At 71.7% G+C, this 14,806-nt stretch carries 13 protein-coding genes and 1 pseudogene; 10 read left to right on the top strand and 4 right to left on the bottom strand.

The window, feature by feature from the left end; translation table 11 throughout:
- The 4 genes and pseudogenes from ACIRQH_RS39560 to ACIRQH_RS39545 all read right to left on the bottom strand — a co-directional run.
- Positions 1–227, bottom strand: a pseudogene (locus ACIRQH_RS39560) (2-oxoglutarate ferredoxin oxidoreductase subunit alpha); the annotation flags it as partial.
- Between the two features lie 235 nt (positions 228–462).
- Positions 463–1,122, bottom strand: coding sequence for a response regulator transcription factor (locus ACIRQH_RS39555; RefSeq protein ID WP_358822461.1), 660 nt, complete (start codon positions 1,120–1,122; stop codon positions 463–465).
- A gap of 346 nt (positions 1,123–1,468) precedes the next feature.
- A complete protein-coding gene (locus tag ACIRQH_RS39550; RefSeq protein WP_358822448.1) occupies positions 1,469–2,824 on the bottom strand; it encodes a sensor domain-containing protein in 1,356 nt (451 codons plus the stop codon).
- A gap of 232 nt (positions 2,825–3,056) precedes the next feature.
- A complete protein-coding gene (locus ACIRQH_RS39545; RefSeq protein ID WP_388878806.1) occupies positions 3,057–4,256 on the bottom strand; it encodes a sensor histidine kinase in 1,200 nt (399 codons plus the stop codon).
- A gap of 305 nt (positions 4,257–4,561) precedes the next feature.
- On the opposite strand from ACIRQH_RS39545, the gene ACIRQH_RS39540 reads away from it, so the two are divergent.
- Genes ACIRQH_RS39540 through ACIRQH_RS39495 form a run of 10 tightly spaced genes read left to right on the top strand, consistent with a single transcriptional unit; the run spans position 4,562 to position 14,792 of the window.
- Positions 4,562–4,975, top strand: coding sequence for an NADH-quinone oxidoreductase subunit A (locus ACIRQH_RS39540; protein WP_355884195.1), 414 nt, complete (start codon positions 4,562–4,564; stop codon positions 4,973–4,975).
- Complete coding sequence (locus ACIRQH_RS39535) at positions 4,966–5,658, top strand: NADH-quinone oxidoreductase subunit B (RefSeq protein WP_388878802.1); 693 nt, start codon at positions 4,966–4,968, stop codon at positions 5,656–5,658. Before ACIRQH_RS39540 ends, ACIRQH_RS39535 begins: the two co-directional genes overlap by 10 nt.
- Entirely contained in the window at positions 5,655–7,010 is a 1,356-nt protein-coding gene (locus ACIRQH_RS39530) for an NADH-quinone oxidoreductase subunit C (RefSeq protein WP_404230277.1), read from the top strand. The genes ACIRQH_RS39535 and ACIRQH_RS39530 overlap by 4 nt, the downstream gene beginning before the upstream one ends.
- Positions 7,007–7,975: a complex I subunit 1 family protein gene (locus ACIRQH_RS39525; RefSeq protein WP_358822452.1), complete on the top strand. Its 969-nt coding sequence runs from the start codon at positions 7,007–7,009 to the stop codon at positions 7,973–7,975. Before ACIRQH_RS39530 ends, ACIRQH_RS39525 begins: the two co-directional genes overlap by 4 nt.
- Positions 7,976–7,977: 2 nt before the next feature.
- On the top strand, positions 7,978–8,691 hold the full coding sequence (locus ACIRQH_RS39520) for a NuoI/complex I 23 kDa subunit family protein (protein WP_388935177.1): 714 nt from the start codon (positions 7,978–7,980) through the stop codon (positions 8,689–8,691).
- A complete protein-coding gene (locus ACIRQH_RS39515) occupies positions 8,688–9,347 on the top strand; it encodes an NADH-quinone oxidoreductase subunit J (protein WP_404230273.1) in 660 nt (219 codons plus the stop codon). The genes ACIRQH_RS39520 and ACIRQH_RS39515 overlap by 4 nt, the downstream gene beginning before the upstream one ends.
- Positions 9,347–9,727: an NADH-quinone oxidoreductase subunit NuoK gene (gene nuoK / locus ACIRQH_RS39510; protein ID WP_358822455.1), complete on the top strand. Its 381-nt coding sequence runs from the start codon at positions 9,347–9,349 to the stop codon at positions 9,725–9,727. Before ACIRQH_RS39515 ends, nuoK begins: the two co-directional genes overlap by 1 nt.
- Positions 9,724–11,715, top strand: a complete 1,992-nt coding sequence (locus ACIRQH_RS39505) for an NADH-quinone oxidoreductase subunit L (RefSeq protein ID WP_404230270.1) — start codon at positions 9,724–9,726, stop codon at positions 11,713–11,715. The genes nuoK and ACIRQH_RS39505 overlap by 4 nt, the downstream gene beginning before the upstream one ends.
- A gap of 6 nt (positions 11,716–11,721) precedes the next feature.
- Positions 11,722–13,296 (top strand): NuoM family protein, encoded by a 1,575-nt coding sequence (locus ACIRQH_RS39500; RefSeq protein WP_404230267.1) that lies wholly within the window; start codon positions 11,722–11,724, stop codon positions 13,294–13,296.
- Positions 13,293–14,792: an NADH-quinone oxidoreductase subunit N gene (locus ACIRQH_RS39495; protein WP_404230264.1), complete on the top strand. Its 1,500-nt coding sequence runs from the start codon at positions 13,293–13,295 to the stop codon at positions 14,790–14,792. Before ACIRQH_RS39500 ends, ACIRQH_RS39495 begins: the two co-directional genes overlap by 4 nt.
- The last annotated feature ends 14 nt before the right edge of the window (positions 14,793–14,806 follow it).

Here is a 14,806-nt window from a genome sequence, read left to right as displayed (position 1 = left end):
CGGATCTCGGCCGGAAAGTTCGGCAGCGTCGAGAGGTCGTTGCCGAACGAGGCCGTCTCCGCGGTGAAACGGTCACCGGTGAGCTGCATCCCGTCACCCGAGTCCCCCGCGAACCGGATGATGACCCGGTCGAGCCGGCGGACGTCCTTCGTCCCCACCGGTTTGCGCTGTTCTCCCACGAGGGCGTCGTCGGCCTGCTCCGTTGGGCTACTGACCTGGCTCGTCACTGAACTGGACCTCCTTTGAGGCGGCTGTCCGGGAGTGGTCCTGCCGCAGACCCTTCCCTTTTCAACCCTACGTCCGTAAGGGTCGCCTTCCTTCGGCCATTCGCATGATGGACACCATTTTGAGACGGCCTGACGCCCTGACTTGTCATGATTTCCCCGCCCTCGGCTCTCTCTCCGAACGACGCTCCCGGTCTGCCTCCTGGTTCTGTAAGACAACTGACACAGTGTCAGATGGTCAGGAGTTCAGATAGGTCAGAACGGCCAGAACACGCCGGTGGTCCCCGTCGCTCGGGGACAGTCCGAGCTTCAGGAAGATGTTGCTGACGTGCTTCTCGACTGCCCCGTCGCTCACCACCAGCTGGCGGGCGACGGCTGAGTTCGTCCGGCCCTCGGCCATGAGCCCGAGTACTTCCCGCTCCCGCGGCGTGAGCCCGGCCAGCACGTCCTGCTTGCGGCTGCGGCCGAGCAACTGCGCCACGACCTCCGGGTCGAGCGCGGTACCCCCCTGGGCCACCCGCACCACGGCGTCCACGAACTCGCGCACCTCGGCGACCCGGTCCTTGAGCAGGTAACCGACGCCACGGCTGGAACCGGCCAACAGTTCGGTGGCGTACCGCTCCTCCACGTACTGTGACAGCACGAGCACACCGAGTCCTGGATGTGCCTTGCGCAGCTGCACGGCCGCCCGCACGCCCTCGTCGGTGTGGGTCGGCGGCATCCGTACGTCGGCGACCACCACGTCCGGCAGCGCGCCCTGCGCCGCGAACTCCGTCATGGTCTTGATCAGCGCCTCGCCGTCCCCGACTCCCGCCACCACGTCGTGCCCCCGGTCGGTCAGCAACCGGGTCAGGCCCTCCCTGAGCAGCACTGAATCCTCGGCGATGACGACCCGCACCCTGTCCTCCACGATTTTTCGGCCCCCCAGAGCCCACCCCGGGCCGTCCCGGACCCGCCGGGTTCGTCCCCGCTCGTACGACAGCGCTCGTACGACAGGCCCCAGCATTCCAGCATTCCGATCGGGGCGCGCCCGGGCGGCGTGAATACGCCAGGGGTCCGGGGAGGTGCGGTTCTGGAGGGTGACGCATCAGCCCGTCCGGCGTTTCCGGACGGGTGTGCCGCGCGCCCGTCCGGTGATCCCGGAGGAACGCGCGGGTGTGGCGGGGCCTGTCGGCCCCGCCTCGTCGGTCCTGTCCCGCCGGGCCGTATCCGCCCCGCGGTGGGTGCCGGCCCGCAGGGGCGGTTCAGCCCCGCCAGGGCAGTTCCGCCGTGATCCGGGTCGGGCCGGCCACCGGCGAGTCCACGACGAGGATCCCGTCGACCGCGTCGAGCCGTTCCGCGAGTCCCGCGAGGCCCGAACCCGAGGAGGCGTCGGCGCCGCCGACCCCGTTGTCCACGACCTGGAGCATCAGCCGGTTCTCGACCCGCCACACGTCCACGCTCGCCCGGGTCGCCCGGGAGTGCTTGCTGATGTTCTGGAGCAGTTCGGAGACCGTGAAGTAGGCGATGCCCTCGATGGCGGGCATCGGCCGGGCCGGCAGGTCGACCTCCACCCGCACCGGAACCGTGCACCGCGAGGCCACCGAGGACAGCGCGGCGTCGAGCCCCCGGTCGGTCAGCACCGCCGGGTGGATACCGCGCGCGAGGTCCCGCAGCTCCTGGAGCGCCGTCTTCACCTCGCCGTGCGCCTCGCCGACCATCCGCGCGGCGGCCTCCGGGTCCTCGGTCAGCTTCTCCTTGGCGAGACCCAGGTCCATCGCCAGCGCGACGAGCCGGGCCTGGGCCCCGTCGTGCAGATCGCGCTCGATGCGGCGCAGGTCGGCCGCCGCGGTGTCGACGACCACGCCCCGGTCCGACTCCAGCTCCACCACACGGGTCGCCAGCCGTGACGGGCCGAGCAGTCCGCGCACCATCAGCCGGTCCACGCTCGTCAGCGCCCGCACGATCCACGGGGTCGCCATCGTGAACAGCAGCCCGAGCAGCGCGGTCATCGTGATCTCGAACGGGTTGTCCAGGTACACGGAGTGCGTTCCGTCGCCGTAGAGCTGCAGGCCGCCCTGGCCCGCGTACATCGGGAAGACCCAGAACCACAGGGGATACGTCAGCAGCGCCCACCCGTACAGCCAGAAGCTCAGCGCCACCGTGAAGGAGAGCACCGCCCACGGGAACTGGACCACCGCGTACAGCAGATGCCGCCACGAGGCGCCGCTCCTGAGGACCGCGCCCATCCACGCCATCGGGCCGTGTCCCCGCATCCGCAGCGGCTCGGGATCGGCCACCTCGACGCCCAGCAGCCCGCGCGCCCGCGTCCGCTCCAGCGAGCCGAAGCCGCGGCAGCCGGCCAGCGCGGCGGCGAGCACCGGGACGCCCAGGAAGGTGATGAGCAGGCCCGCCCCCAGCGACACCATCGTGACGGCGAACGTGAACATGAGGATCCCGAGCGGAAGGCCCAGCATCACGTAGCCGAACTCCCGCCAACTCCGGGCCTCGATCGGTGCCCGCAGCGGGGCCGGAAGACGGTGTCGCCGCTCCGTGGCGCCCGCCCCGTCGAATCCGGGCCCGCTCCGGTGCCCGTATCCGTTTCCGTACTCCGTGGCCATCGGTCCGTCCGTTCTCTCGTCGCGTCCTGCGCCTCGACTCGTTCCGCGCGTCGGCTCGTACCCCCACTCTGCTGTCCGCGCCGCCCGCGGACCATGGAGCGGGTCGGCGTCTCGGGCCGGGGGTTTTCCCTACCCACGGCCGCACCCCCGGCACTGGCGGGACGCCGAAGGCCGCGCGGTGGACCACCGTGCGGCCTTCGGCCCGGGAGCGTGTGTGCCGCCCGCCCGCGCGCTACCGCGCGGGCCCGTCCTCGCGTGCCCGCCAGGGGAGTTCGGCCGTGACGACCGTCGGGCCGCCCTCCGGCGAGTCGACGACGAACAGACCGTCCACCGCCCCCAGCCGGTCGGCGAGCCCCGCCATGCCCGTACCGCGGTCGAGCCCAGCGCCGCCGTGGCCGTCGTCGCGGACCTGGATGAGCAGGCGGTCGTCCGACCGCCAGACGTCGACGGACGCCGAGCGCGCACCGCTGTGCTTGCTGACGTTCTGCAGCAGCTCGGAGACGGTGAAGTAGGCGATGCCCTCGATGGCCGCGGCCGGCCGCGTCTCCAGGTCGGCGGTCACCTTCACCGGAACCGTGCACCGCGAGGCCACCGAGGACAGGGCCGCGTCCAGACCCCGGTCGGTCAGGACCGCCGGATGGATACCGCGGGCCAGGTCGCGCAGCTCCTGCAGAGCGAGTTTGACCTCGCCGTGCGCCTCGTCGACCATCACCGCCGCCGCGTCGGGATCCTCCAGCAGCTTCTCCTTGGCCAGGCCGAGCCCCATCGCGAGGGCGACGAGCCGGGCCTGCGCCCCGTCGTGCAGATCGCGCTCGATGCGGCGCAGATCGGCGGCCGCCGCGTCCACCACCACCCCGCGGTCGGACTCCAGCTCGGCGATCCGCCGTTCCAGCGCGTCGTCGGGCGACAACAGTCCGCGCACCAGCGCCCGGTCCACGTTCGTCAGCCCCCGCGCGAGGAACGGCAGCACCGGCCACAGCACGAACAGCGACACCAGCGTGATGACGAAGGTGGCGATGCCCCAGGGCAGCCGTATGAAGTCGTAGAGCGCCGCGCGCCAGGCCACCGGGTCCTTCAGGCTCGACCACAGCCAGCCGAACAACCCGGCCCGCCGCACCGGCAACGGGCTCGGCTCCTCGATCCGCAGCCCCAGCAGCCGCCGAGCCCGCGCCCGCTCCGCCTTGCCCAGCTGCCGCGAACCGCGCAGCCCGCCCGCGAGCAGCGGCAGTCCGACGACCGTCACCGCCAGGCCGGCGCCGGTGGCCAGCATCGTCACCACGTACACGAAACCGATGAGCGAGGCCGGCAGGTTCAGCAGGAGATGCGCGATCTCCTTCCAGGTCTGCCGGTCGAGGGCGAAGCGCGCTGGAGGCGGCCGGTCCCCGTCGGACGGTCCGTCCGACGGACCGGCGGGCGTGATGCGTTCGGTCATATCCGCTAGCCTGCCCGGCGGCGCGCCGCCGCGCCATGAGGTGGGCCGCCGCGATGCACTGGGGATAACCCCACCCTCAGGGGTGACGACGGGATGTGACACGAGATGCCGGCGGGGAGCCGTTCACACCGTGAGACGTGAACGCGTGCCCGGTGGTCGGGGGATGGTCGAGGCGTGACGGGCTGCTTACGCTCTCTTTAGCAGGCCCTAGACTCCCGTCCGTACAGATCGTCGAACACGGCGCATCACCGACTGCGCGACGGCGCACGACGGGGCGCAACGAGGTCAGGGAGTGAGGGGCTGACGTGCCGGAACCGACCGTTGTCACGGCGACCGGGACCGTCGTCGCGGCGGACTACTTCCAGTCGTACTCGGTCGTCGGACTGCTCGCCGTCGTCGGCGTGCTCTTCGTCGCCGTCGCGTTCGGGGCAGGCCGCCTGCTGCGGCCCGTCGTCCCCACGCCCGAGAAACTCCTGACGTACGAGTGCGGCGTCGACCCCGTCGGCGAGGGCTGGGCCCACACCCAGGTCCGCTACTACGTGTACGCGTTCCTCTACGTCATCTTCGCCGTCGACTCGATCTTCCTGTTCCCCTGGGCCACGGTCTTCGCCGCTCCCGGCTACGGCGCGGCCACGCTCGTCGAGATGTTCATCTTCCTCGGCTTCCTCGCCGTGGGACTGCTGTACGCATACAAGAAGGGCGTCCTCGCATGGACGTGACCCCCTCCGCCCCGGAACCGGTCCTGCTGCCCGAGCCCAAGCGGCTCGGCGCGCTCGCCCGGCTCGCCCCCGAGCCGATGAAGGTGGTCCTGAACTGGGGCCGCCGCTACTCGCTCTGGGTCTTCAACTTCGGCCTCGCCTGCTGCGCGATCGAGTTCATCGCCGCGTCGATGGCCCGCCACGACTTCATCCGGCTCGGCGTGATCCCCTTCGCGCCCGGCCCCCGCCAGGCCGACCTGATGGTGGTGTCCGGCACGGTCACCGACAAGATGGCGCCCGCCGTCAAGCGCCTGTACGAGCAGATGCCCGAGCCGAAGTACGTCATCTCGTTCGGCGCCTGCTCCAACTGCGGCGGCCCCTACTGGGACTCGTACTCCGTCACCAAGGGCGTCGACCAGATCATCCCCGTCGACGTGTACGTCCCCGGGTGCCCGCCCCGCCCCGAGGCGCTGCTCCAGGGCATCCTCAAGCTCCAGGAGAAGATCGCCCGGGAGTCGCTGGGGGAGCGGTACGGCACGGCCCGGCCCTCCGCCGCGGCCCTCCAGAGCGGCCTGGTGAAGCCGCCGGTGGCCGCGGGCACGGCGCCGGGGCCCGCTGAGGCGGGCGAGGACCGGACCCCACCGGACCCCGGGGCGACACCTTCCGCGACCGACGCTCCCGCTCCCGGCGAGGAGGACCGATGACCGTCGGCTGGCTCCCCGCCCCCGCCGAGGAACTCTTCGGCCCCGACGCCACGGCCGAGGAGTCCTACGAGGTCCTCACGGTCGACGTACCGCCCACAGCCTGGATCGCGGCCCTCGAAACGGCCCGTGACACCCTCGGCTGCACCTACTTCGACTGGCTGAGCGCCGTCGACGAACCCGGCACCGGCTTCCGCGTCAGCGCCCACGTCGTGGCCCTGTCCCCGGTACGCCGCCTCCTCGTCCGTACGACCGTCCCGCACGCCACCCCGGTCCTCCCGTCGGCCGTCTCCGTCTACGCGGGAGCCGGCTGGCACGAGCGCGAGACCCACGAGATGTTCGGCGTGGGCTTCGAGGGCCACCCCAATCTGGACCCCCTGCTGCTGCCGGAGGGCTTCGAGGGCCACCCCCTCCGCAAGGACTTCGTCCTGGCCGCCCGCGTCGCCAAGGCCTGGCCCGGCGCGAAGGAACCCGGCGAGTCCGAGCACGGCGGCCCGAAGCGCCGCCAGATGCTCCCGCCCGGCGTCCCCGACCCCAACGAGTGGGGTCCCCTCAAGGGCCAGCTCCCCCCGGCACCGTCCCGCCCCGCCCGCGGCGCGGCCCGCGCCGCGGGTGACCGCCCGGTCCGCAGGACCCGCACGGTGGGTGAGGGCCCGGCCGGCCAGACAGCTCCGGGTTCCGCGGCGGGTGCCGCTCCGGAGGGGGCGGCGTCCGCAGGCGTGGTCGCGGGTGCGGCTCCAACAGATGAGGGTGCGGTCTCCGGTACGGAGACGGCCCGCCCGGCCCGCCGCACGCGCAGCGCGGGCCAGGGCTCGGCGAGCCAGCGGACCGAGGAAGCGGCGCCGGAGGAAGCGGCGCCGGAGGAAGCGGGACCATCGGATGCCGCGGAGCAGGCCTCCGGGCCGAGCGCTGCGTCCGGGGTGACGCCTCGGACCGGGCCGGCGACTCCGGGTGCTCCGACAGCTCCGGAGGCACCGACAGCTCCGGAGGCCCCGACGGCCGACGCCCCTTGGCACCAGCCGAAGCCCGCGTTCGAGGACGCGACGCCGAAGGAGGAACGGGAGCCGGAGCCGGAGGCCGAGCGGCAGCCGAAGACCGACCGTGCGCCGGAGAGCGAGCCAGAGGTCGGACCCGGGGCCGGGTCCGAGGCGGAGAGCGGATCACGGCCGGAGCCGACACCCGCGCCCGGGTCGACGGCCGAGCCCGGGCCCGGGCCGAAGGCCGAGCGCGGTGCTGATCCGGCGCGTGGTCCGGAGTCCGGGCCGGACCCCGAACCCGACCCCGACGCCGAGCCGGAGCCCGAGTCCGCTCCCACCCCGAGCCCTGACGACGACCCCTCAGGAGGACCGCAGTGAACGACGCTCTCGACGTCGCCCTCCGCCTGATCGTCGTCTTCGTCGTGTTCCTGACGTTCCCCCTGATCGTCGGCCAGACCGAGCACAAAGTGATGGCCCACATGCAGGGCCGTCTCGGCCCGATGTACGCGGGCGGGTTCCACGGCTGGGCCCAACTCGTCGCGGACGGAGTCAAGTTCGCCCAGAAGGAGGACATCGTCCCGGCGGGGGCGGACCGCCGCATCTTCCAGCTCGCGCCCGCCGTGGCGCTCCTCCCGTACCTCCTGGTCCTCCTCGCGATCCCCATCGGCCCCGGTGAGGGCGCGGTCGGTGAGGTCGTCGACGCGGGCATCTTCTTCGTCCTCGCCGTGATGGGCGTGGGCGTCCTCGGCTCGCTCATGGCGGGCTGGGCCTCGGCCAACAAGTTCTCCCTCCTCGGCGGACTGCGCACCGCCGCCCAGCTCCTCGCCTACGAACTCCCCATGCTCCTGACGGCGGCCTCGGTCGCGATGGCCGCCGGTACGGTGTCGCTGCCGGGGATCGTGGACGCCTTCCACTGGTGGTGGCTGCCCTGGCAGATCATCGGCGCGGTCGTGTTCTTCGTGGCCGGCCTCGCCGAACTCCAGCGGCCCCCCTTCGACATGCCCGTCGCCGACTCCGAGATCATCTTCGGCGCGTACACCGAGTACACCGGCCTGCGCTTCGCCCTGTTCCTGCTCGCCGAGTACGCCGGGATCGTCGTCCTGTGCGGACTGACCACCGTCCTCTTCCTGGGCGGCTGGCACGGCCCCTGGGGCGCCGACGGCCTCGGCTGGGTGTGGACGCTGCTGAAGGCCGCGCTCCTCGCCTTCGTCGTCATCTGGCTGCGCGTCACCTACCCGCGCCTGCGCGAGGACCAGCTCCAGAAACTCTCCTGGACCCTCCTCGTCCCCCTCTCCCTCGCCCAGATCGCCCTCACCGGCATCGTCAAGGTGGTGATCGCGTAACCATGGCCGAGTCCCGCCCGCCCGCCCGTTCCCGCATTCCTGGCTCCGGCCTCGCCAAGGGCCTGGCCGTCACCCTCCGCACGATGACGAAGAAGACCGTCACCGCGCAGTACCCCGACGCCCAGCCCGAACTCCCGCCCCGCACCCGCGGCGTCATCGGCCTCTTCGAGGAGAACTGCACGGTCTGCATGCTGTGCGCCCGTGAGTGCCCGGACTGGTGCATCTACATCGACTCCCACAAGGAGACGGTGCCGCCCACCGCCCCCGGTGGCCGCGAGCGCAGCCGCAACGTCCTCGACCGCTTCGCCATCGACTTCTCCCTGTGCATGTACTGCGGTATCTGCATCGAGGTCTGTCCTTTCGACGCACTCTTCTGGTCCCCGGAGTTCGAGTACGCCGAGACCGACATCCACGAACTCACCCACGAACGCGACAAGCTCCGCGAGTGGATGTGGACCGTCCCGGCCCCGCCCGCCCTCGACCCCGCCGCCGAGGAGCCCAAGGAGATCGCCGCCGCCCGCAAGACCGCCGACAAACTCGCCACCGAACAGGCGGCGCAGGCGCAGGCCGAGGCGGCGCAGGCCACGGCGGAGGCACCGCAGGCCGATCCCGCGCAGGGCGATCAGGCGGCACCGTCCGGACAGCCGACCGCCCCGCCCGGGCAGCCGGAGCCTCCGGCCACACCTCCCTCCGGTCCTCAGGAGGGCCAGTCGTGACCTTCGCAGCAGCCACCGCCACGGTGGCCCGCGCGACCACCACCGTCGCCGCCGGACATCACGGCTTCCTCTCCCCGACGGGCGTCGAGATCGCCTTCGTCCTCGTCGGCCTGGTCACCTTCGGCGCGGCGATCGTCTCCGTCACCACCAAGCAGCTGGTGCACGCCGCTCTGTGGCTGGTCGTGGCGCTGGGCGGCCTGGCCGTCGAATACCTGCTGCTGACGGCCGAGTTCATCGCCTGGGTGCAGGTCCTCATCTACGTCGGTTCCGTCGTCGTCCTCCTCCTCTTCGGTCTGATGCTCACCCGAGCTCCCATCGGGCGCTCCCCGGACGCCGACTCCGGCAACCGCTGGGCCGCCCTCACCGTCGCCGTCGCCTCGACCGGCGCCCTCGTCTGGGTCGTCGTCGACGCGTTCCGCACGACCTGGGTCGACCTGAACGGTCCCGCCGCCGGCTCCACCGAGGTCACCGGAGCGAGCCTCTTCCAGAACTGGGTCCTCCCCTTCGAAGCCCTCTCCGTCCTCCTCCTCGCCGCCCTGGTCGGCGCGATCGTCCTCTCCCGCAAGGCGAAGGCGGACACCCAAGCGACGGCCGCCCCGCGCGTCCCCGGCGGCCGCGACGGCACGGAACTCGAAGACAAGCAGGGGGCCCGCTGATGCACCTCGCCTATCCCGCCGTGCTGGCAGCCCTCCTGTTCGGCACGGGCCTGTACGGAGTCCTGGCGCGCCGCAACGCGATCCTGGTCCTGATGTCGGTCGAGCTCATGCTCAACGCCGTCAATCTGAACCTCGTCGCCTTCGACGTCTGGCTCTCCAAGGCCGCCCGCGACACCCTGCACTCCGGCCAGGCCCTGACCCTGTTCACCATCGCCATCGCCGCCGCCGAGATCGGCATCGGCCTTGCGATCGTCCTGTCCGTGTACCGCAACCGCGGCACCTCGGACATCGACAAGCTCCGCGACACCGCCGAGGGCCACGGCCCCGACGACCCCGACAGCGACGCCCCCGCGGCCGAGAAGGCTGAGGCCACCGCGTGACCACGACGACCCTCGCCGTCCTCGTCCCCCTCCTGCCGTTCCTGGGCGCCGCCACCGGACTCCTGCTGGGCCGTTCGTCACCCGGTTTCGTCCGCCCGCTCGCCGTCCTGCCCCCGCTCGCCTCCCTCGTCCTCGCCGTGACCGTCGCGGTCCGCCAGGGCGGCGGGCAGGCCATCGACGCGCACACCGAACTCACCCCGACCGGCTCGGTCCCCATCGAACTGGCCCTGCACATCGACGGCTTCGCCGCCCTCGTGGCCGTCCTCGTCGGCGTCGTCGCGACCTGCGTGCAGATCTACTCGACGGGCTACCTGCGCGACGACCCGCGCTACCCCTCGTACGCCGCTCTCGTCTCCCTGTTCACCTCCGCGATGCTGCTCGTCGTCTACTCCGGCGACCTGATGGTGCTCCTGGTCGGCTGGGAGATCATGGGCATCTGCTCGTACTTCCTCGTCGGCCACTACTGGGAGACCCCGCAGGCCCGCGCCGCCTCCCTCAAGGCCTTCCTGGTCACCAAGCTCGGCGACGTCCCCTTCCTCATCGGCCTGTTCGCGCTGGCCACCGACGCCGGCTCCTTCCGCATCACCTCGGTCCTCGGCACCGTCGCGAGCGGCGGACTGCACCACCCGACGCTGGTCGCCCTGCTCCTCCTCGCCGGAGTGGCGGGGAAGTCGGCACTGTTCCCGCTGCACACCTGGCTGCCCGACGCGATGGCGGGCCCCACCCCCGTCTCCGCGCTGATCCACGCCGCGACGATGGTCGCCGCCGGCATCTACTTCGTCGCCCGGCTCCTTCCCGTCTTCCAGGCCTCCTCGGCCGCGATGGTCGTCCTCGCCGTCATGGCCGGCGTCACGATGGCCGGGTCCGGCCTCGCCGCGCTCGCCCAGGACGACATCAAGCGGGTCCTCGCCTACTCGACGATCGGCCAGCTCGGCTACATGGCCGGCGCCCTCGCCGTCGGCGACCGCGGTGCCGCCGTCTTCCACCTCCTCGCGCACGGCGCCTTCAAGGCGCTGCTGTTCCTCGCCGCCGGTGTCGTCATCCACGCCTCCGGCACCAACTCGCTCGCCGTCATGTCCCGCATGAAGGGCCTGCGCAACCGCGTGCCCGACGCCTACTGGACGATGACCGTGGCCCTGCTCGCGCTCGCCGCGATCCCGCCCTTCAGCGGCTTCTTCTCCAAGGAGGCCGTCCTCGGCGCCGCCGAGCACGTCGCCACCGGTCACACCGAACACGCTCCCGGCGCCGCGGGCTGGATCGTCCTGATCACCGGCCTGGCCACCGCCGTCCTCACCGCCGCGTACGCGACCCGGCTGTGGCTCCTCGCCTTCCACGGACAGGGAACCGAGGCCCCCGACCACGGCAGGCAGCCGGTCACCATGACCGCCGTCCTGTGGGTGCTCGCCGTGCCCTCGCTCGCCTTCGGCCTCACCTACGGCCTGCTCCCCGACTGGTTCGACGGCCGCGACCTGACGCCCGTGCTCACCACGTCGGTGCTCGGCACCGGACTCGCCCTGGTCGGCGTGATCATCACCTACGGGGCCTGGCGGCACACCACCGCGATGGCGCTCCGCGTCCCGCTGGGCGCGGTCGCGGCCCACCCCGACGCCGATGCCGGACTGGTCGAGGCCGAGGCCATCGCCAGCCACGAGCCAGCCTTCGGAGACGTGGCCTACGCGCCCGACCCCGCGGACCCGGGCCGGCTGTTGCTCGGCCCGCTGCACCGCCACGCGGCCGTCGGCTTCCACCTCGACGCCGTGTACCACGCGCTGTTCGTCCGCCCGGTCCAGGCCGGAGCCCAGCTCGTCCGGTTCCTCGACCGCGAGGTCGTCGACACGTACGTACGCGGCGCGGGCGCCCTACCCCGCTGGCTCGGCACCGCCGTACGGCGGGCACAGACCGGCAATGTGCAGACCTATGTGAGCGCGCTGCTCGCCGGCACCGTCGTCCTGGTGGTCGCCGCCGTCCTCGTCGCCACGGGAGCGTGAGCAGGCGTGATCGATATCAGTGAGTCCGTGATGCAGGTTCTTCTCGCGTTGATCGTCGTCGGGCCGCTCATCGGGGCCGCCGCTGCCCTGCTGCCGGCCCCGCCCGGACTGAAGGGGAAGTCTCCCGAGCAGGCGGTGCTGCGGCACGGCGTGGTCGTCACCGGAGTCGTCCTCATCGCCGCGATCGTCCTCGCGCTCGGCTTCGACCACGACCACCCGTCGAAGATGCAGGCCACGACGGACATCAGCTGGATCCCCGCACTCGACGTGCGGATCCACCTCGGCATCGACGGCATCTCCCTCCCCCTTCTGGTGCTGACCGCGCTGCTGACCTTCCTCTGCGCGCTGTACTCCTACTTCAAGACGCCCGCGGGCCCGACCCCGAAGGCATTCGTCGCGCTGCTGCTCGTCCTCGAGGCCGGCACCCTCGCGACCTTCGCCGTCCTCGATCTGCTGCTGTTCTTCCTCGCGTTCGAGATGGTGCTCATCCCGATGTACTTCCTCATCGCCCGGTGGGGAGGTGCCCAACGTCAGGCCGCGGCCTGGAAGTTCATCCTCTACACCCTGCTCGGTTCGGTCGTCATGCTGCTCGGCCTGCTCCTGATCGGAATCAGGGCGGGCACATTCGACATGGTGACACTCGCCACTGACAACGGCCGGTCGCTGAGTACATCCGTGCAGGTCATCGCCGTTCTGGCGATCGGGATCGGGCTCGCGGTCAAGACGCCGATGTGGCCGCTGCACAGCTGGCTGCCGGACGCCCACACCGCCGCGCCGACGGTCGGCTCGGTCCTGCTGGCCGGCGTCATGCTGAAGATGGGCACGTACGGATTCGTGCGGATTCTGCTGCCCATCACCCCGGACGGCTTCCGCACGTTCGCCCCCTACCTCGCCGCCCTCGCGGTGGTGGGGATCATCTACGGTTCGCTGGCCTGTCTCGCCCTCGCCAAGCAGGGCGCGAAAGGCGATCTCAAGCGGCTCATCGCCTACTCCTCCGTCGGCCACATGGGCTTCGTCCTGCTCGGCATCTCGACCATGACGCCGACCGGCGTGAACGGCGCGCTGTTCGCCAACATCGCCCACGGCCTGATCACCGGCCTCCTCTTCTTTCTGGTCGGGGCGCTGAAGGACCGCACGGGCACCACCGACCTCGACACCCTCGCCGACCGGACGGGCGCCGCGCTGTACGGCAAGGCGCCCCGCCTCGGCGGCCTGCTCGCGTTCGCCGCCGTCGCCTCGCTCGGACTGCCCGGCCTCGCCGGATTCTGGGGCGAGATGCTGGCCCTGTTCGGCGCGTTCAAGCCCGCCGAGGGCCTCAGCAGGGCCGCCTATCTGACGTTCATGGCGATCGCCGCGTTCGGCACGCTGCTCACCGCCGCGTACATGCTCATCGTGGTGCGCCGCGTCTGCATGGGCACGGTCTCGCAGGAGGCGCCGAAACTCGCCGACGTGCAGAGCTACGAGTTCGCCGCCTGGACGCCGCTCGTCGCCCTCACCGTCGTCGCCGGCCTGTGGCCCCGGGCCCTCCTCGGCCTGACGGACCCGGCCGTACAGAAGCTCCTCGCAGGAGGCACCCGATGAGTTCTCTGGTCCAGTCCGTCGATTGGCTCGCCATCGCGCCGCCCACCCTCGCGGCGGTCGTCGGACTCGTCGTACTCGTCGCCGACCTCTTCGTCGGCGAAGCCCGCAAGGCCGTACTGGGCTGGATCTCGGTGGCGGGCCTCGCCGCGGCCGCGCTGCTGCTTCTGCCCCTCCTGGACGGCGACCGGGCCACGTTCTGCGTGACCGGCGACGCGGACGCCTGCAGCTATGTCGCGGACCGCTTCACCCTGGTCATCCAGCTCCTGGTCCTCGGCGGCGCGCTCCTCACGGCGCTGCTCTCGGTCACCGCCCTCAAGGACGCCGACAAGGAACTCCCCGAAGGGGAGTACTGGTTCCTGCTGCTCTCCTCGGCCGCGGGTGCCGCCCTGCTCCCCGCCTCCCGCGACCTGGCCACCCTCATCGTCGCCCTCGAGGTGGCCTCCCTGCCCGCGTTCGCCCTCGTCGGCATCCGGCGCGGCGACAGGAAGTCCTCGGAAGCGGCCCTGAAGTTCTTCCTGTCGTCCGTCACCGCGACCGCGGTGAGCCTGATGGGAGTCAGCTTCGTCTACGCGACGACGGGCACCCTCCACCTCACCCGGATCGCCGACCGGATCCAGCACGTCGACGGACAGTTCCACACCCTCGCCCAGACGGGCGTCGTCCTCACCCTCGTCGGCTTCGCCTTCAAGACGGCCGCAGTGCCCTTCCACTTCTGGGTGCCCGACACCTACGTGGGGGCGCCTCTGCCGATCGCCGCCTACCTGTCCGTCGTCGGCAAGGCGGTCGGCTTCTCCGGGCTGATCCTCGTCACCGTCATCGCGTTCCCGTCGTACGCCGACGTCTGGGGCCCGGCCCTGGCCGCACTGGCCGCCCTCACCATGACGGTCGGCAACGTCGGTGCCCTGCGGCAGCGCTCCACGCGCGCGTACAGCGCGGTACGCCTGCTCGCCTGGTCCTCCGTCGGACAGGCCGGCTACCTCTTGGTGCCGATCGCGTCCGCCGCCTACTCCAAGGACGCGCAGAAGGCCATCGGCTCCACGGTGGCCTACGCCCTCATGTACGCCGCCGTGAACCTCGGCGCCTTCGCCGTCGCCGCCCTGGTGGCCCGTACGAGCCCTCTCAACCGCATCAGCGACTACCGCGGCCTGTACGCGAGGAATCCGCTGTCCGCGCTGCTGCTCGGCTTCTTCCTGCTCTGCCTCGCGGGCCTGCCCCCGGGCATCATCGGCCTCTTCGCCAAGGTGACCGTCTTCTCGGCGGTCGTCGACGCCGGACTCGGCTGGCTGGCCGTCGTCATGGCCGTCAACGTGGTGATCGCGCTCTTCTACTACCTCCAGTGGACGACGCTCCTCTTCCGCGCCCCCGAGGGCGAGCCGGGCACCCACCGCGTCCCCGCCCCGCTGACGGCCGCGATCGCCCTGACGGCCGTACTGGGCGTCGCCCTTTCCGGTGCGCCCCAGCTCGTCCTGCGCTTCTCGGAGACCGGCCTCTTCTAGGACCGCGGACCGGC

This window comes from Streptomyces sp. NPDC102279 (assembly GCF_044766365.1).
Lineage (GTDB): Bacteria > Actinomycetota > Actinomycetes > Streptomycetales > Streptomycetaceae > Streptomyces.
This window is presented reverse-complemented; position numbering and strand designations above follow the sequence as displayed.

What these genes read in the sequence shown, in the direction of transcription:
- ACIRQH_RS39550 (WP_358822448.1), bottom strand. Translation starts at nt 2,824, where the DNA reads ATGGCCACGGAGTACGGAAACGGATACGGGCACCGGAGCGGGCCCGGA.
- ACIRQH_RS39545 (WP_388878806.1), bottom strand. Translation starts at nt 4,256, where the DNA reads ATGACCGAACGCATCACGCCCGCCGGTCCGTCGGACGGACCGTCCGAC.
- ACIRQH_RS39535 (WP_388878802.1), top strand. Translation starts at nt 4,966, where the DNA reads ATGGACGTGACCCCCTCCGCCCCGGAACCGGTCCTGCTGCCCGAGCCC.
- ACIRQH_RS39530 (WP_404230277.1), top strand. Translation starts at nt 5,655, where the DNA reads ATGACCGTCGGCTGGCTCCCCGCCCCCGCCGAGGAACTCTTCGGCCCC.
- ACIRQH_RS39520 (WP_388935177.1), top strand. Translation starts at nt 7,978, where the DNA reads ATGGCCGAGTCCCGCCCGCCCGCCCGTTCCCGCATTCCTGGCTCCGGC.
- nuoK (WP_358822455.1), top strand. Translation starts at nt 9,347, where the DNA reads ATGCACCTCGCCTATCCCGCCGTGCTGGCAGCCCTCCTGTTCGGCACG.
- ACIRQH_RS39495 (WP_404230264.1), top strand. Translation starts at nt 13,293, where the DNA reads ATGAGTTCTCTGGTCCAGTCCGTCGATTGGCTCGCCATCGCGCCGCCC.